Origin of the sequence: Sphingomonas sp. J344 (assembly GCF_024700005.1) — a bacterium.
Lineage (GTDB): Bacteria > Pseudomonadota > Alphaproteobacteria > Sphingomonadales > Sphingomonadaceae > Sphingomonas.
In genome coordinates this window covers 570,494-588,799 of record NZ_JAJONB010000001.1, presented here as the reverse complement: position 1 = coordinate 588,799, position 18,306 = coordinate 570,494, and the positions used below count along the sequence as shown (strand labels likewise).

The 18,306-nt window shown below is 67.0% G+C and carries 16 protein-coding genes and 1 pseudogene; 2 read left to right on the top strand and 15 right to left on the bottom strand.

The window, feature by feature from the left end; all coding sequences use genetic code 11:
- Window positions 1–218: 218 nt before the first annotated feature.
- From LRS12_RS02915 to LRS12_RS02905, 3 genes and pseudogenes are all read right to left on the bottom strand, one after another.
- Window positions 219–1,525, bottom strand: a pseudogene (locus LRS12_RS02915) (ATP-binding protein).
- A gap of 145 nt (window positions 1,526–1,670) precedes the next feature.
- Entirely contained in the window at window positions 1,671–2,345 is a 675-nt protein-coding gene (locus LRS12_RS02910) for a response regulator transcription factor (protein WP_257843239.1), read from the bottom strand.
- Window positions 2,346–2,370: 25 nt separating this feature from the next.
- Window positions 2,371–2,676: a hypothetical protein gene (locus LRS12_RS02905; RefSeq protein WP_308222961.1), complete on the bottom strand. Its 306-nt coding sequence runs from the start codon at window positions 2,674–2,676 to the stop codon at window positions 2,371–2,373.
- A gap of 127 nt (window positions 2,677–2,803) precedes the next feature.
- Between LRS12_RS02905 and LRS12_RS02900 the strand changes: the two genes are divergently transcribed.
- Entirely contained in the window at window positions 2,804–4,582 is a 1,779-nt protein-coding gene (locus LRS12_RS02900) for an ABC-F family ATP-binding cassette domain-containing protein (RefSeq protein WP_257843237.1), read from the top strand.
- Window positions 4,583–4,598: 16 nt separating this feature from the next.
- Here the strand turns inward: LRS12_RS02900 and LRS12_RS02895 are convergent, their stop codons facing one another.
- The 11 genes from LRS12_RS02895 to LRS12_RS02845 form a co-directional block, all read right to left on the bottom strand.
- Window positions 4,599–5,246 carry a hypothetical protein gene (locus LRS12_RS02895; protein ID WP_257843236.1) on the bottom strand — a complete coding sequence of 216 codons (648 nt, stop codon included), beginning with the start codon at window positions 5,244–5,246 and terminating at the stop codon, window positions 4,599–4,601.
- A gap of 41 nt (window positions 5,247–5,287) precedes the next feature.
- A protein-coding gene (locus tag LRS12_RS02890) for an IS5 family transposase (RefSeq protein ID WP_374579991.1) occupies window positions 5,288–6,065 on the bottom strand; the annotation gives its coding sequence in 2 pieces (ribosomal slippage) (window positions 5,288–5,705 and window positions 5,704–6,065; 780 coding nt in all).
- 66 nt (window positions 6,066–6,131) lie between these two features.
- Entirely contained in the window at window positions 6,132–7,040 is a 909-nt protein-coding gene (locus LRS12_RS02885) for a diacylglycerol kinase family protein (RefSeq protein ID WP_257843235.1), read from the bottom strand.
- A 42-nt stretch (window positions 7,041–7,082) separates the two neighbouring features.
- A complete protein-coding gene (locus LRS12_RS02880) occupies window positions 7,083–7,571 on the bottom strand; it encodes a hypothetical protein (RefSeq protein WP_257843234.1) in 489 nt (162 codons plus the stop codon).
- Window positions 7,568–8,377, bottom strand: coding sequence for an ATP-binding protein (locus tag LRS12_RS02875; protein ID WP_257843233.1), 810 nt, complete (start codon window positions 8,375–8,377; stop codon window positions 7,568–7,570). The genes LRS12_RS02880 and LRS12_RS02875 overlap by 4 nt, the downstream gene beginning before the upstream one ends.
- 143 nt (window positions 8,378–8,520) lie before the next feature.
- On the bottom strand, window positions 8,521–8,685 hold the full coding sequence (locus LRS12_RS02870; RefSeq protein ID WP_257843232.1) for a hypothetical protein: 165 nt from the start codon (window positions 8,683–8,685) through the stop codon (window positions 8,521–8,523).
- Complete coding sequence (locus LRS12_RS02865) at window positions 8,615–10,633, bottom strand: tetratricopeptide repeat protein (protein WP_257843231.1); 2,019 nt, start codon at window positions 10,631–10,633, stop codon at window positions 8,615–8,617. Before LRS12_RS02865 ends, LRS12_RS02870 begins: the two co-directional genes overlap by 71 nt.
- Window positions 10,617–11,762: a sigma 54-interacting transcriptional regulator gene (locus LRS12_RS02860; RefSeq protein ID WP_257843230.1), complete on the bottom strand. Its 1,146-nt coding sequence runs from the start codon at window positions 11,760–11,762 to the stop codon at window positions 10,617–10,619. Before LRS12_RS02860 ends, LRS12_RS02865 begins: the two co-directional genes overlap by 17 nt.
- Window positions 11,720–11,977 (bottom strand): hypothetical protein, encoded by a 258-nt coding sequence (locus tag LRS12_RS02855; protein WP_257843229.1) that lies wholly within the window; start codon window positions 11,975–11,977, stop codon window positions 11,720–11,722. Before LRS12_RS02855 ends, LRS12_RS02860 begins: the two co-directional genes overlap by 43 nt.
- Window positions 11,974–14,010 carry an XrtA/PEP-CTERM system histidine kinase PrsK gene (gene prsK, locus LRS12_RS02850; protein ID WP_257843228.1) on the bottom strand — a complete coding sequence of 679 codons (2,037 nt, stop codon included), beginning with the start codon at window positions 14,008–14,010 and terminating at the stop codon, window positions 11,974–11,976. Before prsK ends, LRS12_RS02855 begins: the two co-directional genes overlap by 4 nt.
- A gap of 4 nt (window positions 14,011–14,014) precedes the next feature.
- Window positions 14,015–15,403, bottom strand: a complete 1,389-nt coding sequence (locus tag LRS12_RS02845) for a TIGR03013 family XrtA/PEP-CTERM system glycosyltransferase (RefSeq protein WP_257843227.1) — start codon at window positions 15,401–15,403, stop codon at window positions 14,015–14,017.
- 170 nt (window positions 15,404–15,573) lie between these two features.
- Between LRS12_RS02845 and LRS12_RS02840 the strand changes: the two genes are divergently transcribed.
- The gene (locus LRS12_RS02840) at window positions 15,574–16,626 is read left to right on the top strand and encodes a mannose-1-phosphate guanylyltransferase/mannose-6-phosphate isomerase (RefSeq protein ID WP_257843226.1); all 1,053 of its coding nucleotides are present in this window, start codon (window positions 15,574–15,576) and stop codon (window positions 16,624–16,626) included.
- 35 nt (window positions 16,627–16,661) lie between these two features.
- Here the strand turns inward: LRS12_RS02840 and LRS12_RS02835 are convergent, their stop codons facing one another.
- The gene (locus LRS12_RS02835) at window positions 16,662–18,266 is read right to left on the bottom strand and encodes a DUF6311 domain-containing protein (protein WP_257843224.1); all 1,605 of its coding nucleotides are present in this window, start codon (window positions 18,264–18,266) and stop codon (window positions 16,662–16,664) included.
- Window positions 18,267–18,306: the final 40 nt, after the last annotated feature.

Genomic DNA, 18,306 nt, shown 5'->3' with positions numbered 1-18,306 from the left:
CGCCACGAGTGGATCGACAGGGGCCGGAACAGGAGACTGACGATGAATGCGTCAACCCCGTCCGCGCGTCCCGGCGTCCGGTGCCATCTCGGCATCCACCGCCCGCGCCGCCGCGACCGTCCCGGCCGGGGCGAGTTCGAAACCCAGTGCCGAGATTGCGGCTGCGATCTGGTGTTGAGCCCGGTGACGGGGCGGTGGCGGTTCGTTGGCGTAATGGGTTAAGCGGTCGCGGCGGGCAGCCGCAGCCGCACCATCAGCCCGCCGAGATCCTCGCTCTCCTCCAGCGTGACGGTGCCGTCATAGATTTCGGCGACATCGCGGACGATGGCGAGGCCGAGGCCGGTGCCGGGCTTGCCGGTGTCGAGCCGCACGCCGCGGTCGAAGATGCGGATACGGTCGGGTTCGGGAATGCCGGTGCCGTCGTCCTCGATCAGGATCTCGACGAAGCCGGCCTCGATGCGGACGGTGATGAACACGCTGCCCCCGCCGTATTTGGCGGCGTTTTCGACGAGGTTGCCCATGATCTCGTCAAGGTCCTGACGCTCGATATGCGCGACCAGATCCTTGGCCCCGTCGGTGTCGATGCGGACATGGGGATAGAGGCGGGCGACCGCGCGCTCGACCGATTCGACGCTGGGCCAGACGGCGGCGCGGCTGTGTGCGCTGCCGCGGCGACCGACCGCGCGGGCGCGGGCGAGATGATGGTCGACCTGTCGCCGCATCGTCCGCGCCTCCCGCACCACCGTCGCGGGGAGGTCGTCGGACTGCGCTGTCGCGGCATTCATGATGACGGTGAGCGGCGTCTTGAGCGCATGTGCGAGATTGCCGGCGTGACGTCGCGCCTCTTCGGCTTGTTTGTCGTTATGCGCGACCAGCCCGTTCAGTTCCTCGACCAACGGCGCGACCTCGGCGGGCATCGCGCCCTCGATTCGGGGGTCTCGCCGGTGCGCAGTTTCTGGATCGCCAGCCGCAGCTTGCGCAGCGGGAGGAGGCCGTACCAGGTCTGGAGCGCCGCCATCGCGATCAGGCCAGCGGCGAGCAGCAGGAAGCTGCGTACCAGTGTCTTGCGCAGCGCGTCGATCTGCGCGTCGAGCACCTCGCGCGTTTCGGCGACCTGAAAGCGCCAGCGCACCGGGGATCCGGGGAGCGTCACGTCACGCTCGACGACGCGAAGCCGCTGGTCGAACTGCATCGAATCATAGGTTTCGAGGTCGCGACCATCATGGACGCGGGCGGTGTCGAGCCGACGGTCCCATAGCGAACGCGAGGGGAAGGGTTCGACCCCCTTGCCCGCGACCTGCCAGTAGAGGCCCGAATAAGGCTCGAGGAACCGCTGGTCGCCCAATGCGCGGTTGAACGCTACATTTCCCTCTGCGTCGATTTCCGCCGACACGATCATCGAGGTCAGCAAATATTCGAGCTGGTCGTCGAAATTGCGGGTGATCGCCCCGGTCAGCACGCGATCGAGCGCAAAGCCGCCGCCCGCGAGCAGCAACGTGATCCACGCTGCCGCGATCAGGATCATGCGGCGGCTGAGCGATCCGGTGCTGGGGGTGTACATACGCGGCGCGGGGTCGCCGGGGCGTGTTTCGACCGGTGCCGCCACGTCCTGCGCCGGCGTGCGGCGCACGAACGGGAAGGATCGCGACAGCGTCAGTCCAAAGGGCAGGTCAGGCACCGGCCTCCGCCGGTTCCTCGAGGCTGTAGCCGAGCCCACGAATGGTGGTGATCACGTCGGCGCCCAGTTTCTTGCGGATGCGCGTCACGAACACCTCGATCGTGTTCGAGTCGCGGTCAAAGTCCTGGTCGTAGATATGTTCGATCAGCTCGGTCCGGCTGACCACCTTGCCCTTGTGGTGGAGCAAATAGGACAGGAGCTTGTATTCCTGCGCGGTCAGCTTCACCGGGTCGCCGGCCTTGGTCACCTTGCCCGAGCGGGTGTCGAGGCGGATGTCGCCCGCGATCAATTCGGCCGAGGCATTGCCCGATGCGCGGCGGATCAGCGCGCGCAGGCGGGCGATGAGTTCTTCCGACTGGAACGGCTTGGCGACATAATCGTCCGCGCCCGCATCGAGCCCGGCGACCTTGTCCGACCAGCTGTCGCGCGCGGTGAGCACGAGCACGGGGGTGGTTTTGCCCTCTTTCCGCCAGCGGTCGAGCACGGTCAGCCCGTCCACCTCGGGCAGGCCGAGATCGAGGACGATCGCGTCATAGGCCTCGGTCGAGCCGAGATAATGGCCTTCCTCGCCATCGCTCGCGGTGTCGACCGCATAGCCCGCGCCCTCAAGCGTGGACTGGAGCTGGTTGCGGAGATTGGGTTCGTCCTCGACGATCAGAACGCGCATCGGTGTTTCCCTCTTTATCGCCGGCTCAGCCGCCCGACCGGCTCATCACCTGACCGGTGCGGCCATCGACATCGACCCAGATGACGTTTCCATTGCGCAGGAACTTCAGCGTGTAAATGCCGGTTCCCGAATCGAAGTCGAAGCCGAGATATTGTGCGCCCTGTCGCACCATGTGCGGCACCACCCGGGCCTCGATCACGCGCAGCGGCAACAGCTTGCCCTGCATCCGCCCTTCGCGCGCAGCCTCCTGGTCGCTGCGCCGATCTTGCGGCGAAGCGTGTACCGGGACGGCGGCGGCGAGACACGCGCCGAGACAAAGAACGCCAATCATCTTCATAACGGGGATGGCATAGGGTTGGCGCGTTGAACAGCCCGTGAATGCGGCGGAAAGGTGGCTGTCAGGATCGCCGTGCGCAACGGGTTGCCCGGATCGCGGCATGGCCCTACCTGCCCCCGCCATGGCTGCACCCGTACTTTCCTATGAAAAGCTTGGCCTGATCCAGGGATCGGGCTGGCTGTTTCGCAACCTCGACATCCATATCGGAGAACGCGACCGGCTCGCGCTGATCGGGCGCAATGGCGCAGGCAAGACGACCCTGCTCAAGCTGATCGCGGGACAGATCGACAGCGACGAGGGACGCCGGACGATCCAGCCGGGGACGCGCGTGGTGATGCTGGAGCAGGAGCCGCGCATGACCGGCTGTGCCACGCTGATGCACTATGTCCTGTCGGGCGACGACGCGCCCGCGCAGCATGAGGCGGAGGCGATTGCCGACCAGCTGGGCATCGATCTGACGCGCGAGGCAGCGACGGCGAGCGGCGGCGAGCGACGCCGCGCGGCGATCGCGCGGGCGCTGGCGCAGGATCCGGATGTGCTGCTGCTCGACGAGCCGACCAACCATCTCGACATCCATGCGATCGAATGGCTGGAGGAATGGCTGACCCGTTATCGCGGCGCGTTCGTGGTAATCAGCCATGACCGCACCTTCCTCACCCGCCTGACCAAGCAGACCCTGTGGCTCGACCGCGGGGCAATGCGGCGGGCGGAAGTGGGGTTCGGCGGGTTCGAGGCGTGGACCGATCAGGTCTATGCCGAGGAGCAGCGGGCGGTCGAGAAGCTCGACGCGCGGCTGAAGCTGGAGGAGCATTGGCTGCAGCGCGGGGTGACCGGGCGGCGGCGGCGCAACCAGGGACGGCTGACCAAGCTGCTGGAAATGCGCGCCGAGCGGGCGGCGATGACCGGGCCACAGGGCGCGGCGAACCTGACCACGGCGGCGGACGATTCGAAGACCAAGGTGATGATCGACGCGAAGCATGCGTCGAAGGCGTATGGCGACCGCACGATCATCCGCGACCTGACGCTGCGCATCACACGCAAGGACCGGATCGGCATCGTCGGCAAGAATGGCGCGGGCAAGTCGACGTTGCTCAAGCTGCTGACCGGCGAGATCGCGCCCGACAGCGGCAGCGTCACGCGGGCGAAGACGCTCGATCCGGTCATCATCGACCAGCAGCGCAGCCGGATGCAGCCGGACAAGACGGTGCGCGAGGTCGTCGCGGATGGCGGCGAATGGGTCGATGTGCTGGGCGTGCGCAAGCATATTCATGGCTATTTGAAGGAGTTCCTGTTCGCGCCCGAGATGGTCGAGGCGAAGGTGGGGACGCTGTCGGGCGGCGAGCGCTCGCGCTTGCTGCTGGCGCGGGAATTCGCGCGCCCCTCGAACCTGATGGTGCTGGACGAGCCGACCAACGACCTCGATCTCGAGACGCTCGACCTGCTGCAGGAGGTGATCGCGGATTATGACGGCACGGTGCTGATCGTCAGCCACGACCGCGATTTCCTCGACCGCACGGTGACGATGACGATCGGGCTCGACGGGTCGGGGACGGTCGACATGGTAGTCGGCGGCTATGCCGACTGGGAAGCCAAGCGCAAGGTACGGACCGAGGCGAAGAAGGCGGCGGTGAAGGTCGCGCCGGTCGCGGAGACGCCCAAGGCGAAGACCAAGCTGAGCTACAAGGATCAGCGCGATTACGACCTGTTGCCCAAGCGGATCGAGGAGCTCGACGCGGCGATTGCGCGCGACGAGGCGTCGCTGGCCGACCCGGACCTGTATTCCAGGAATCCGAAGAAGTTTGATGCGCTGATGGCGGCGATCGCCAAGGCGCGCGACGAGAAGGATGCGGCGGAACTGCGCTGGCTGGAGCTGGCGGAGATGGCCGAGGGGTTGGGCTGAGGGCCTCGTCTGCAGTTCACTTGAACAATTGCGGGACGAGCGTTGCCACTGTGGCACCTGTTGTGAATGCAGCGACAATGATCGCCAAGGCGCCAAGCATTTCCTTCGGTGTCATATCGGAGAGCTTTACATTGCCCTCGATGGTCCGAAGTATTCGCGGGCGGCGGCTGAGTGGCGCAACGCGATTTGCAACCCAGCCTTGAAGCGATTGGCGAACGTCCGGACGGGCTAACTCGTCAGATCGAACCGCGATCCGTTGTACGTACCAGTCTAACTTGCTCTCAATCAGACCTTCCTCTGTCAGGCCATTTTCGCACAGAATATAAAGAGGGATCCCGAGGGTATATGCCATCGCCGATTCGATATGATTCCATGGCGTCGTGTAGGCTCGTTGCGTCAAATCGGACGGTGTCGGTCCGACCCGCCTCTCTTTTCCGGTTTCTAAGAACTTTCGTTCGTAGGCGACAACAATCACGCCGTGACACTGCGACATGACAGATTTTATCTTGGTTAGCGGGTTGCCATCCGGGTATTCATTCTTTCCGATAATCCTGGGGTTGACCCCGCAAGTATCGCGCAAGAAGGTCTCCAGATCGTCTCTGAAGCGCCGTTGTTCGTCAGTGTATGGCGTTCCCATGCTGATGAAGATACGAGCTTCCGCCATAGTGCCCCCTATTTTGTGCGGAATGTAGCTAGGGTCGGGACTCATAACCACCATGTGACGGCTGCGGCGAGGTAGATGGCGCTGAGGAAGTTGGTGGCGAGCTTGTCGTAGCGGGTGGCGATGCGGCGATAATCCTTGAGGCGGCAGAACATGCGCTCGACGGCGTTGCGGCCCTTGTAGAGCGTCTTGGAGAAGCAGCTTTTCCAGCGGCGGTTCGTCTTGGAGGGGATGTTCGGAACGGCACCCTGCCGCTCGATCAGGTCGCGGATCGCATTGCTGTCGTAAGCCTTGTCCGCGAGCACGATGGTGCGCGGCGCGAGATCATCGAGCAACACATCGGCTGCGCGGCAGTCGGCGACCTGGCCACCGGTCAGCAGGAAGCGGAGCGGCCGACCTTCGCCGTCGGTGAGCGCGTGGAGCTTGCTGTTGCGGCCGCCCCGGCTGATCCCGATCGCCTGGACGAGCGCCCCCTTTTCCACCGCCCGCGGAGCGGTGCGCCTTCATATGCGTGCTGTCGATCAGGACCTCGGCGGGCGGCCCGCCTGCTGCCGCGAGCGTGACGAACAGCTCCTGCCACACACCCTTTGCCGCCCAGCGCACGAACCGGTTGTAGAGCGTCTTCCTCGGCCCGTAGCAGGCCGGCGCGTCGACCCAGCGCCCGCCCGACTTCACCACATGAATGATGCCGCTGATCACCCGCCGATCATCGACCCGCGCCACACCGCGCACCTTGTCCGGCAGCAGCGGACGCAGCCGCTCGAACTGGGCTTCACTCAACCAAAACTCGCTCAAATCCACGCTCCTGCTGGCGCAGCGCATGAATCACATCCCAGCCGCCAAGGGAATCCCGTTTATGGGTCCCGACCCTAGGGTTTGCTCACTCGACTAGCTGTCCGAAGTTCCGGACGGCACAACCACGTCGATTGCGCGCTCGGCCACCCGCACCGTCACGGGCACGCGCGCGAGCACTTCGCCGTCGATCGAGATGCTGCGGCGGGGGCGGGCGTCGACCTTCAACTCGGTGCCGCGGAATTCCTCGACCATCTTCTCGGCGCTGCGCAGGCGGAAAAAGCGCAGATACCAGTCCCAGGCGAGCCGCCAGCGGTTTCGGCCGGTAACGACCTGGATCATCATCTCGCCGCTCTCGACACCGGCCTCGTCGCTCATCACCACGCCGCCATGGAACTTGCCGTTGAGGATGCGCACCTCGCTCGCCCACATGCGGTGCGCGCCGCGCGCGTCGGTGACGGTGACGCGGAACGGGCGGAAGCGGGCGAAGCACCACAGCGCCCAGGCAAGATAGCCGACCCGGCCCAGATACCGTTTCAGATTGTGCGGCACGGTCTTCCCGATCATCGGTGACAAACCCATCGCAGCGGCGTTCGCGAAATAGTCGTTGTCGATCATGCCGAGATCGACGCGGCGGCGCTTGCCGGTGGCGATGGCCTGGATCGCGCCGTCTAGGTCGAGCGGTAGGCCGAGCGTGCGCGCGAAGCTGTTGGCAGTGCCGAGCGGCAGGACCGCGAACACCACGTCCTTGCCCACCACGTCGTCGACGACGCCCGACAGCGACCCGTCGCCGCCCCCGACGATCACCATCGGCGCGCCGCTGCGGATCGCGTCGCGGACGGTTTCGTCGAGTAGGTCGGGATCGGTAACCGGGTGTGCGGCGATCAGGCGGATGCCCGCTGCCGCAATCTTTTCGCGTGCCTCATCGAACAGCGCCGCGCCGCGCCGAGATTTGGCGTTCACGATCAATACGGCTTCGCGCGGGACGGGGAGGGGCGTTGTCATGGCGCAAGAACCGCGTGCGGGCCGGGAAGGTCCATCGCGCCGTCAGAACAGCAGGGCACGTTCGTCGATCTCGCGGAATACCGGCAGGTCGAGGGTTGCGGTGTCGGCCCAGCCGACATGGATCACATCCTCGAAATACCAGCGGTCATGGTCGCCGTCCGACTTTGAATTGCTGCGCAAGGTGACGCGCTGGCCGTAGGGTAGGCGGACGATCCACTCGTCGAGATTCGGGCGACGGGGTTCGCGGTTGACGACGCTGAACCGCATCCAGAGGTGATCCTTCCCCTCCATCCGCGTGGCGAGCGGGACGCGCCAGTCCTCGATCTCGCCCAGCTCGCCATAGCTGGTCGTTGGAACAAAGCTGTCGCGGGCCTGATAATCGATGCGCTGATACCAGCCGCGCTCGCTGGCGCGCGGCGGATCGAAGGGCAGTTCGCGGGGCAGCGCATTGCGCACGCCCGACCAGGGCATCCCCCGCGCCGCCTTGTCCCAATGGATATGGACATGCTGGATCGCGAGCTGGCCCCTCACAGGCGCTTGCCGTTCCGTCCCGCCAGATCGACGACATATTGCCAGGCCACGCGGCCCGATCGGCTGCCGCGCCGGGTTGCCCAGTTGATCGCCTCCGCCGCGTCGAAGGGCAGGCCGTGGTCCTGCGCATAGGTCTGGACGATCGCGACATAAGTGTCCTGATCGATCGCGTGGAAACCGAGGCTGAGCCCGAAGCGGTCGGCGAGCGCGAGGCTGTCGTCGATGCTGTCGCGCGGGTTGATCGCGCTCGCCTGTTCCTCGAGGTTGCGGGGGATCAGGTGCCGGCGGTTGGCGGTGACGAAGAGGCGGGTGTTGGCCGGGCGCGCCTCGGCCCCGCCCTCCAGCAAGGAGCGCAGCGCGCGGCCGTCCGAGGCGGCGTCAAAGCCGAGATCGTCGAGAAAGACGACGAACGCGCGGGGTGCCTCGGCGAGTGTGGCGAACAGGTCGGGGAGCGTGTCGAGCGCGTCGGCCTGTGCCTCGACCAGCGCGACCGCTCCGCCTTCGGCTTGTACTGCCGCGACTGCGGACTTGCTGAGCGCCGACTTGCCGGTGCCGCGTGCGCCCCACAGCAATGCGTCGTGCGCGGGCAGGCCCGCGGCAAGGCGGCGGACATTTTCGACCAGCGTGGCTTTCTGTGCGTCGATCCCGACGAGTTCGGCGAGCGGGAGCGGCGCGAAGGCGCGGGCAGACTGGAGATATCCGCGGTGCCAGACATAGGCCGGGTGCGCGGTCAGGTCCGGCGCGGGCGGCGGTGGCGGCGCGAGCCGTTCGAGCGCGGCGGCAATGCGGTCCAGCGGGTCGGTCATCGGCCCGAGGGCTAGGGGGTGGGGCGGGGTTGGCAAGCTACACCGTCGTCCCGGCCCTGAGCCGGGACCGGACTTCCTTGCACGCTGTCCAAAGCAAGAAAGCCCTGTCCCGGCGCAGGGTCGGGACGACGAAGAGAGGCGGGTTATGCCAGCTTGGCCAGCAGGGCCTCCGCCGCGCCCTTGTCGGTGAAGCCAGGGATTGCCAGCACGGCGCGGGTTTCGGCGACGGCTTCGGCGCTACGGCCGGCGTCGGCATAAGCCTGTGCCAGCTGCCAGCGGAGCATCGGGTGACGCGGGGCGAGGGTCACGGCCTTGCGCAGCAGCTCGATGCCGCCCGCATGATCGCCACCCTGTGCCAGCGCCCAGCCCATCGCGCCGGCAACCGCCGGGTTGGTGGGGGCGATGATATACGCCGCCTCGGCATAGCGTGCGGCGCGGTCGGGCTCGCCGGCACCGGCATAGGCGAAGGCGAGTTCGGCGAGCAAAGCCGCGTCGCGATTGCCGATGCGCAGGCGGATCGCTTCGAGCAGAATCGATCGCCGCGTCGAAATCGCCGGCCGCAGCCTGCCAATGCGCGGACAGGCGCAGCGCGGACAGGTTGAACGGGTTTTGCGAGAGGAACAGCGCCAATGTGGTCGAGGCGGTCTGGCGCTGGCCCGAGCGGTCGAGCGCCTCGACCAGGCGCAGCATCGCGGGCTCGTCGAAGCGGATGCCGGCGGCGGTCTTGTACCACGCCACCGCGTCACCGGGACGCTTGAGCAGCATCAGCACGTCGCCGACCAGGCTGGCCGATGCCGGCGCGCCGGGGTTGCGGCGCGCCACGGCTTCGGCGCGGGTCAGGGCTTCGGACCCGCGACCGCCCTCGATCAGGCCGCGCAGCAGCGGGATCAGCGTCTTGGGATCGTCGCCGCCCGCCTTGCCCGCCGCAGCGGCAAGGATCGGGAGCGAATCGTCCGAGCTGAACCAGTCGGGATTGTCCCGGACGGGGAGCGCGGCGCGGTCGAAATAGCGTGCCGCCTCGGCCCGCTCGCCGATCCGCTCATAGCCGCGCGCGACGAGGGTGAGGGCGTAGGTGTCGGCGTCGCCGCGTGCGACGACCGGGCGCAGCACGTCGATGCCGTTCTTCGACGCGTCGGCGCGGAGCAGCGCGGCGGCGAGCAATTTGCGCGCATTGATGTTCATCGGCTGGAGGGTGATCAGCGTGCGCAATTTTTCGATCGCGCGGGCATAGGCACCTTCCTCGAGATCGAGCGCGCCGCCGAGCAACAGCCCGCCGGGAAGCTGGCCGACACCGCCGCCGGCGCGGGTCAGCAGCTGGCGGGCAAGGTCGAAGCGCTGCGCACGCGCGGCGAGCACGGCCTGAAGGTAGAGCGCCTGCGGGCTGCGCGGGCGAACCTCCATCGCGCGGCGGGTGAGGTCGAGCATTGCGCGGGTCTGGCCCGCATCGCCGAGCGTCGCGGCGTACTGGATCAGCGTCGCGTGGCGATAGGGGTCGCGCTGCAACGCCCGGTCGAACCAGGGAAGCGACGCGACCAATCCATATTGCGTGCGCACCAGCTCGCCGCGCAGCAGCAGCGCGTCGGTATTGCCCTTGTCGAGATCGACCGCCTTGGCGCTCGCCTCGATCGCGCCGACCACGTCGCCGGCGTTGAAGCGGAAGCGGCCGAGTTCGGTCCAGGCGTCGGCGCTTTGCGGGGCGAGGGTGACGGCTGCGAGCGCCGCCTCCTGCGCGGCTGCAAGGTTGCCGCCCGCGACATAGGCGCGGGTCTGGACGCGCAGGGCGTAGAGGCGGTCGGCATCCGGCGCCTTGCGGCTTTCGACCAGCGCGCGGCGCGGGTCGCCCTGCAACAGGATCGCGTGCGCCATCAGCGCATGGGTGCGCGCCGGGGCGATGCCGCTGTCGAGCGCGCGGCGGAGCGCGGCTTCGGCGGCGACGCCTTCGTCGAGCGCGAGATTGGCGCGGGCGAGCGCGAGATGCGCCTCGCCCCATGCCGGGTCGGCGCGGACCGCGCTGAACGCCTGGCTGCGCGCGGCGGAGGCGTTGCTGGCTTTCAGATAGGCTTCGCTGCGCGCCAGCGCCTCGCGCGCGGCGGCGGGATCGGGGCCGCCGGTGACGACCGACTTGAACGCGAAGAGCGCGACCGCGAACGCGCCGAGGCACAGGCCGAACACGACCAGACGGCGCAGCGTGACGCCGCGCCGCGCGCGCACTTCGCCCGAACGGCGGCGACGGCGGGGTTCAGGGCTGGAGGTCATAGGCCTTCATCAGGTCATAGAGGGTCGGACGGCTGATCCCGAGCAGGCGCGCAGTGCCGGAGATATTGCCCTCGGCCCGGGCAAGCGCATGCGCGATGGCGCGGCGGTCGGCGGCTTCGCGGATCGCTTTCAAGTTGATCGGTTCGGCCACCTCGGCGGGCGCGAGGTCGAGATCGGCGGCGGTGACGAGCTTGCCATCGGCCATGATCGTCGCGCGCTTTACTCGGTTTTCCAGCTCGCGGACATTGCCCGGCCAGTGCCACGCATCGATCGCGTCGAGCGCGTCGGGGGCGAAGCTCTTGGCGGGCAGTTTCATCGCGGTCGCATGTTTGTGAAGCAGGTGACGCGCGAGCAGCCCGGCATCGCCGGGGCGCTCGGCCAGACTGGGGATGCGCACGACGATCTCGGCGAGGCGGTAATAGAGGTCCTCGCGGAAGCTGTTCGCCGCGACCATACCGTCGATGTCCTGATGCGTCGCACAGACCACGCGCGTGTCGACGGGGATGGGCTTGCGTCCGCCGATCCGCTCGATCACGCGCTCCTGCAGGAAGCGCAGCAGTTTGACCTGGAGCGGGAGCGGCACGTCGCCGATCTCGTCGAGGAACAGGGTGCCGCCCTGCGCCTGTTCGATCTTGCCCTCGGTCGTCTTGACCGCGCCGGTAAACGCGCCCTTCTCATGGCCGAACAGCTCGCTTTCGAGCAGGGTTTCGGGGATCGCGGCGCAGTTGATCGCGACGAACGCACCCTTGCGCCCGCTTGCCTCGTGCAGTCCGCGCGCGAGCAGTTCCTCTGCCGGTGCCGCTCGCGCCGAGCAGCATGACCGAAACGTCGGCGGGGGCGACGCGCTCGATCGTGCGGGTGACCTTGAGCATCTCGGGCGCGCCGGTGATGATCCCCCCAGCGCGTTGCCGCGTTCCTCGCGCGCGGCGAGGCGGCGGTTCTCGGCTTCGAGCGCATGGACGTGAAAGGCGCGCGCGACGATCAGGCCGAGCGCGTCGATGTCGATCGGCTTCTGGTAGAAGTCCCACGCCCCCATCGCGATGGCGCGCAGCATCGATTCATGCGCGCCATGGCCGGAGGCGACGATCACCTTGGTATCGGGCTTGAGCGCGAGGATGGCTTCGAGCACCGCGAACCCCTCGCTGGTGCCGTCGGGATCGGGGGCAGACCGAGGTCGAGCGTGACCACCGCCGGTTCCTCGGCGCGGAGCAGCGCGATGGCGCTCTCGCGGTCGCTCGCGGGCAGGATCTGATAGCCCTCATAGGCCCAGCGCAGCTGGCGCTGAAGGCCGGGGTCGTCCTCCACCACGAGCAGTTTCGGCAGGGCGGCGGGCTTGTCGGTCATGCGGCGTTTCCAAGTGCGTTGGTGTCGGCGCGCGCGGCGCGCAGGGTGACGCGGAAGCGGCTGCCACGCCCCTCCGCGCTCGATACGTCGATCCGTCCGCCCATATCCTCGGCCAGCTTGCGCGCCTCGAACGCGCCGATGCCGAACCCGCCGGGCTTGGACGAGACGAAGGGACGGAACAGCTTTTCGCGGATGAAGGCGGGCGACATGCCGCAGCCGCGGTCGATCACGTCGATCGCGACGGCATCCCCCAGCTCGACGATGGCCAGAGTGACGCGCGCGTCCGGCTCGCTGGCGTCGATCGCGTTCTGGACAAGGTGGCCGATCAGGGTTTCGAGCCGCGTCGGATCGGCGATGGCGATCGGATCGCCCTTGCTGACCACTTCGATCGGATGAGTCGCTTCCCGGCTGCGCGCGATGCGGCGCAGGAGCGGGGTCAGCGGCATCGCGACGGGCGGATCGGTGCGCGCACGATGATGCTGCGACAGGCGCGCGAGCAGGTCGTTCATCCGCCCCGCCGAATCCTGAAGCGTCGCGACCATATCTGCGCGAAAATCGGGATTGTCGGCATGGCGTTCGGCGTTGCGCGCAACCAGCGTCAGCTGGCTCACCAGATTCTTGATGTCGTGCATGATGAACGCGAAGCGGCGGTTGAATTCGTCGAACCGTTCGGCTTCGGCGAGCGCCTCCTGCGCACGTTCCTCGGCGATATGGCTCGCGACCTGACGGCCGGCGGCCTTGAGCAGGTCGAAATCCTCCCAGTCGAGTGCGCGCGGTACCGGCGGGCGGGCGAGCACGATCGCGCCGGCAAGCCGTTGCTGATGCGGCAGCGGCACCACGACCCATGCCTGATCCCATGCACGGATCGACGGCGGCACCGCGTCCGCACCCGCGCCGGTGTCGAGTTCGACCACAAGCGAGGGATCGACGCGGTCGAGCTGCCAGCTCTCGCCATAGCCAGTCGGCAGATCGGCGCGCGCGACATTCCATCCCGCGCCGACCGTCAGGTTGTCGCCCTGCGGCAGCAGCAGCACTCCGGCCGGAGAGTCGGTGAGATCGGCGAGTGCCTTGACGATTCGTTCGTCGAGCGAGGCGGCACCCTCGGGCTCGCCCAGCGTTTCGGTGAAGCGCATCCATTCTGCGCGATAATCGTAGCGGTGGCGGAAGAAGTGCTTGGCGAGCTTGACCTTGATCCAGGCGCGCAGCCACGAGCTGGACACCAACGTCAGGATCGCGGCGGTCGATCCGAAGACGAAGGCGGTCTGGAGCAGACGCGCGTTGGGACCTCCGATCGCGGCCAGCGCACTGGTGGCTGCGGCTAGCAACGCGACATAGACCCCGATCGCGACCAGAGTGAGCGCCTGATAGACCATTGTCCGCGACATCTGCACCGGCCGTTCGCCGCGGTGCTGGAGGCCGGAAGCGATGGCCATCGCGATCAGCGCCATCGCAAAGCCGCGCACTGCGACCAGCTGGAGCGGCCAGCGTTCGACCAGCCATGCGACGGCGAGCAGATTGATGTCCACCAGCCACATCGCGCCGAGCGCGAGGATCACCGGTCGTACCGCATGGCTCTGGCGCGGGGCGAGTGCGCTGTGCAGCCCCTGAACCAGCAGCAGCGCGGCGACCGTCGCCAGCATCTTGAGCAGCAGCGCGGCGTCGAGCACGGGGCGCGGCAGGTTGCTGGCGGCGCTGGTCAGCACGTCGAGCGTTGCGGCCATGACGATCACCACCGCGACCACGCCGAAGACCGTGCCGATCGCGGCGGGCGGGCGGTCGATCGCGCCGCTGCGGTAGAGCGCGACCATGAAGCCGAACCAGGCGAGATTGCGCGCTGCTGCGGCGATCTGGGTCACGAGGTCGCCTTCGCCGATCCCCGCTACCGCCAGCGCCCAGAGCGCGGTTACCGCGAGAGCCGAGACCAGCGGCACGCGCGGCATCGCCGCCCCGTCGCTGCGCAACGCCCACAGGCCGATCGCGCCGAACAACAGGGCGGCGAGCGCGTGGCCCCACAGGATCAGCGTCGCGAGCATGAAGTTACCGCGCTCCGTCCGGGAACAGCACCACCCGGATCGTCTGGAGCAGGATCAGCAGGTCGAGGAAGGGCGAATAATTCTTTGCGTAGTAGAGGTCGTACTCCAGCTTCTGCCGGCTGTCCTCGATCGACGCACCATAGGGATAGTTGATCTGCGCCCAGCCGGTGATGCCCGGCTTTACCATGTGGCGCTCGGCATAATAGGGCAGCTGCTGCTCAAGATCCTCGACGAACTGGGGCCGTTCGGGGCGCGGGCCGACAAAGCTCATCTCGCCCTTCAGTACGCTCCAGCATTGCGGCAATTCGTCGATCCGCACCTTGCGAATGAAGCGACCGACCCGGGTGATGCGCGGATCGTCCTTTTCGGCCCAGATCGCCTTGCCCGCGATCTCGGCATCCTGTCGCATCGAGCGGAGCTTGATGATGTCGAAACCCTGACCGTACAGACCGACGCGGCGTTGGCGGTAGAAGGCGGGGCCCTTGCTTTCCAGCTTCACCGCGAGCGCGCCGAGCAGGATCAGCGGGAGCGACAGCGCGAGCAGGATCAGGCTGGCCGCAATATCGAACAGCCGCTTGAACATGCTCGACAGCATCCGCCCTGATGAGAATCCGTCGGAGAAGATCAGCCAGCTGGGGTTGACCGATTGCAGGTCGACGCGGCCCGTTTCGCGTTCGAGGAAGGTCGAGATTTCGTTGACGTGGACGCCGGTGGTCTTGATCCGCAGCAAATCCTTGAGCGGGAGCGCGTTGCGGCGTTCTTCGAGTGCCAGCACCACCTCGCTTGCGTTGAGCAGCACGACATGGTCGGCGAGATTATAGATTGCATCACGCGCGATCGCTTCCGGGATCACGCGGTTGGCCTCGCTCATCGACACATAGCCGACGACGACGAAGCCCGATCCGGGCTTTTTGGAGAGCTGCTTCAAGCGCTCCGCGCGCGCGCCTGCGCCCAGCACCACGACCCGGCGCTTGAACACCTGGCTGCCCAGAGTCTTGCCGAGCAGGATGCGCAGCGCGAACAAGGCCACGAACGACGCCAGCATCGCGTACAGCAGGTTCGAGCGCCAGAAGGTCAGCGAGGGGACGAGGAAGAAGATCACCGACAAGAAGATCGTGCCGAGCGATATCGCGACCAGCAGCCGTGCGGTCGCGACCCGGTTCGATTGGAGCGCGTCGGCCCCATATACCCCGACGGCGATCATCGCGAGCTCGAGGCTGGCGACGAAGCTGAGCATTTGCGGGATGCGGGTGACGATCGGATCGACGTCCATCCCGATCTGCTGCGCGCGATAGAGCCAGCCGAACTCCGCCGCTGCGAACAGCAGAATGAGGTCGAACAGCGCCAGCAAGAGCACCGCATTCGGGATATAATGTTTGAACAGGCGGATCATGGTGGCCCAACCCTAATGCGCGAGTGTAAACAAATCCGACACTAGACCCGCATGTCGGCGAAATTGACGAAGAAATGCTGAACGGCGGAAACTGCTGTTCACATAAGTGTTTGGTTGGGGCGGCGCGTGCCGCCTATGGGTCGATGGCGGCGGGTTCGGAAAGGCAGTCAATGAGCGAGATCGAAGCGATCGTTCCGGTGATCCTGTCGGGCGGATCGGGTACCCGGCTGTGGCCGATGTCGCGGCCCGAACGGCCCAAGCAGATGCTGGCGCTGACCGCCGATGAGACGATGCTCCAGCTCACCGCGCGGCGCGCGCCGACTGAGGCGGGGTTCGCAGCGCCGGTGGTGGTTGCCAACGCGCTGCATGCCGAGATGATCGAGCAGCAACTGGGCGGGATCGAAGCTATTCAGGCAATGATCCTGGAGCCGATGGGTCGCAATACCGCGCCCGCGATCGCGCTTGCTGCGCTGGCGGTCGGCGGGTCCTCGCCATTGCTGGTGATGCCGTCGGACCATGTCATTGCCGACATTCCGGCATTCCATGCGGCGATCGAGACCGCGCTTCCGGCTGTGCGCGACGGGTGGATGGCGACGTTCGGAATCAGCCCCGACCATCCCGAGACCGGCTATGGCTATATCCGAGGCGGCGAGGCCATCGGCGACGGGATCCATCGCGTGCAACGCTTTGTCGAGAAACCGGCGCTCGAAGCGGCGGAGGCGATGGTCGCGAGTGGCGACTATTTCTGGAATGGGGGTATCTTCCTGTTCCGCGCGGACGTGTTCCTCGATGCGCTGGCGCAGTTCGCGCCGGAGATGCTGGCAGCGTCGCAGGCGGCGATGGACCGCGCGGTGCGGGACGGGAACCGCATCCTTCCCGACGCAGTGGAATTCGCCAAATCGCCGTCGAATTCGGTCGACTATGCGGTGATGGAGAAGGCGTCCCGGGTCGCGGTCGTGCCGGTGCGGATGGGCTGGTCCGATGTCGGTAGCTGGGATGCGCTCCACGCAATCAGTGCCTGTGACGCCAGCAACAATGCGTGTCGCGGCGATGTGGTGGCGATCGACACCGCCAATTGTCTGGTCCGCGCCGGCGAGGGCAAGAAGGTGGCGCTGGTCGGTGTGTCGGACCTGATCGTGGTGGTCGATGGCGACGATGTGCTGATCCTGCCGCGCGGGCGCAGCCAAGAGGTGAAGCACGTGCTGGCGGCGATGAAGGACTGACCTTTGAGTCGGATTCAGCGCTGCTGAAACAAACTCTAGCGCTTTGGTTCGAACACGATCGTGACCCCGTCGAGCGGGCGTGCCTGGAGCATCAGCGGCGGTGGCACCCGCTCGCCGTCGATCAGGATGTAGAGGCGGCCGGGAACGACCTCTCCGGCACGGAAGCGGGCTGATTCTGCCTCTTGTCGTGCCGCGCTGGCGTGGGAGACGCGCGCGACATAGACGCTGCGTACCGGCACCCCGGCCTTTGCCGCGCGCCAGGCGATCTCCTGAAAATGGCCGAGTCCCTTGGTCACGTCGCCGGGGACGAAGGCGATGTCGTCGGCCTGGGCGATGATGCGGTCCCATTCGGGCGAAGCGGTGCGGATATAGAGTGGCGCGCGGCGCGCCTCTGCAGACTGCGCGCGGATCGCGACGGCCATCGGGGCGAGATCGGCGACCTGAATGACTGTAGCGGCGATCAGCGCGAGCCGCGCGGTACGCTCGGGCAGGCGATACAGGATCCGCAGCGCGACGAAGATCAGCACATAGGCGACCGGCCAGAACAGCCGCCCTGACGCGCGCACCGCGTCGAGCGCGTTGGCAATGTCGGCTTGCAGATGGAGTCTCGGAAGCGCGTATCCCGCGATATCGGGATAGGTGCTGATTGCCAGCAGGGTAAGCGCGACCAGCGCCGGGATCAGCCAGCGATAGCGCGTGAGGCTCTCTGTGGCATCTGGTCCGGGGCGGGGGAGGCGACGCGCGAGCAACGCAGCGGCGGGGAGGAGGATCAGGAGGCCGAGGCCGAGATACTGAAACCCCTCAAACGCGCGTCCGGGCCGCTGCTCGATCGCGGGGAGGAACGTCGAATAGGTCTCGACGGCCGGGTTCCACAATGCATCGAGCGGCATCGCGAAGGCACCGTAATTCCCCGAGGCCTGAAAGTCGCCGAACACGCCGAGGGTCCAGGCGATCGCGAGCACCATCGCGACCATGGCGGCCCCCTCGCCGATCAGCCGCGGCGCGGCGCTGCGATCCCTGCCCAGCCGCTCGAGCATCGCGCTTGCCCAGATCGCGGCGACCATGACTAGCAGATAGCTGTGAACGAAGGTGGTGAGTGCGATCAGCACCGCCCATCCGCGATTGGATGCCGAGCGCTGGGGATCGTCGAACCGCCAGAGCGCCCACAGGATCAGCCAATGCGCCATGAGGTTCACATGGATGACGCGATTGAACAAACTCGGGAGCGCCGCGAGCAACAGCACGCCGCACCACAGGGCGACCGGGCCGGGCGCATAGCGGCGGAGCAGCAACCACGCGAAGAAGACCTGGAGGAACATGCAGGCGAGCAGCCACCATCCGATCAGCTGCGCATCGGCGGGCAGCGCCCATTTCAGCAGAAACCCGATCGCCGAAAGCAACGGGTTGCTGTCGGTGAACAGCAACGGCGTCCCTTCCGGCGCGCCGAGCAGGGTGGTGCGCAGGAAGCCGGGCGCGGGATCGTGGAGCCAGGCATGGAGCCCCAGCGCATTCTCGCCATTGTCGGTGCCGCGCAGCAGCCAGCCGACATTGGCGATGTCGAGGATCTGCCAGTGGAAGAAGATCCCGAACAGCGCGATCGGCAGCAGGATCAGCGGAAGGCGATGGTCGGCGGCGCGCATATCGCGGCTTTAGGGTGCACCGTCCGGTCGCACCAGTATG

Bases quoted from the DNA above. Each gene is read 5' to 3' on its own strand.
- LRS12_RS02910 (WP_257843239.1), bottom strand. From the start codon at position 2,345: ATGCGCGTTCTGATCGTCGAGGACGAACCCAATCTCCGCAACCAGCTC.
- LRS12_RS02905 (WP_308222961.1), bottom strand. From the start codon at position 2,676: ATGATTGGCGTTCTTTGTCTCGGCGCGTGTCTCGCCGCCGCCGTCCCG.
- LRS12_RS02900 (WP_257843237.1), top strand. From the start codon at position 2,804: ATGGCTGCACCCGTACTTTCCTATGAAAAGCTTGGCCTGATCCAGGGA.
- LRS12_RS02895 (WP_257843236.1), bottom strand. From the start codon at position 5,246: ATGGCGGAAGCTCGTATCTTCATCAGCATGGGAACGCCATACACTGAC.
- LRS12_RS02885 (WP_257843235.1), bottom strand. From the start codon at position 7,040: ATGACAACGCCCCTCCCCGTCCCGCGCGAAGCCGTATTGATCGTGAAC.
- LRS12_RS02875 (WP_257843233.1), bottom strand. From the start codon at position 8,377: ATGACCGACCCGCTGGACCGCATTGCCGCCGCGCTCGAACGGCTCGCG.
- LRS12_RS02865 (WP_257843231.1), bottom strand. From the start codon at position 10,633: ATGACCTCCAGCCCTGAACCCCGCCGTCGCCGCCGTTCGGGCGAAGTG.
- LRS12_RS02855 (WP_257843229.1), bottom strand. From the start codon at position 11,977: ATGACCGACAAGCCCGCCGCCCTGCCGAAACTGCTCGTGGTGGAGGAC.
- prsK (WP_257843228.1), bottom strand. From the start codon at position 14,010: ATGCTCGCGACGCTGATCCTGTGGGGCCACGCGCTCGCCGCCCTGTTG.
- LRS12_RS02845 (WP_257843227.1), bottom strand. From the start codon at position 15,403: ATGATCCGCCTGTTCAAACATTATATCCCGAATGCGGTGCTCTTGCTG.
- LRS12_RS02840 (WP_257843226.1), top strand. From the start codon at position 15,574: ATGAGCGAGATCGAAGCGATCGTTCCGGTGATCCTGTCGGGCGGATCG.
- LRS12_RS02835 (WP_257843224.1), bottom strand. From the start codon at position 18,266: ATGCGCGCCGCCGACCATCGCCTTCCGCTGATCCTGCTGCCGATCGCG.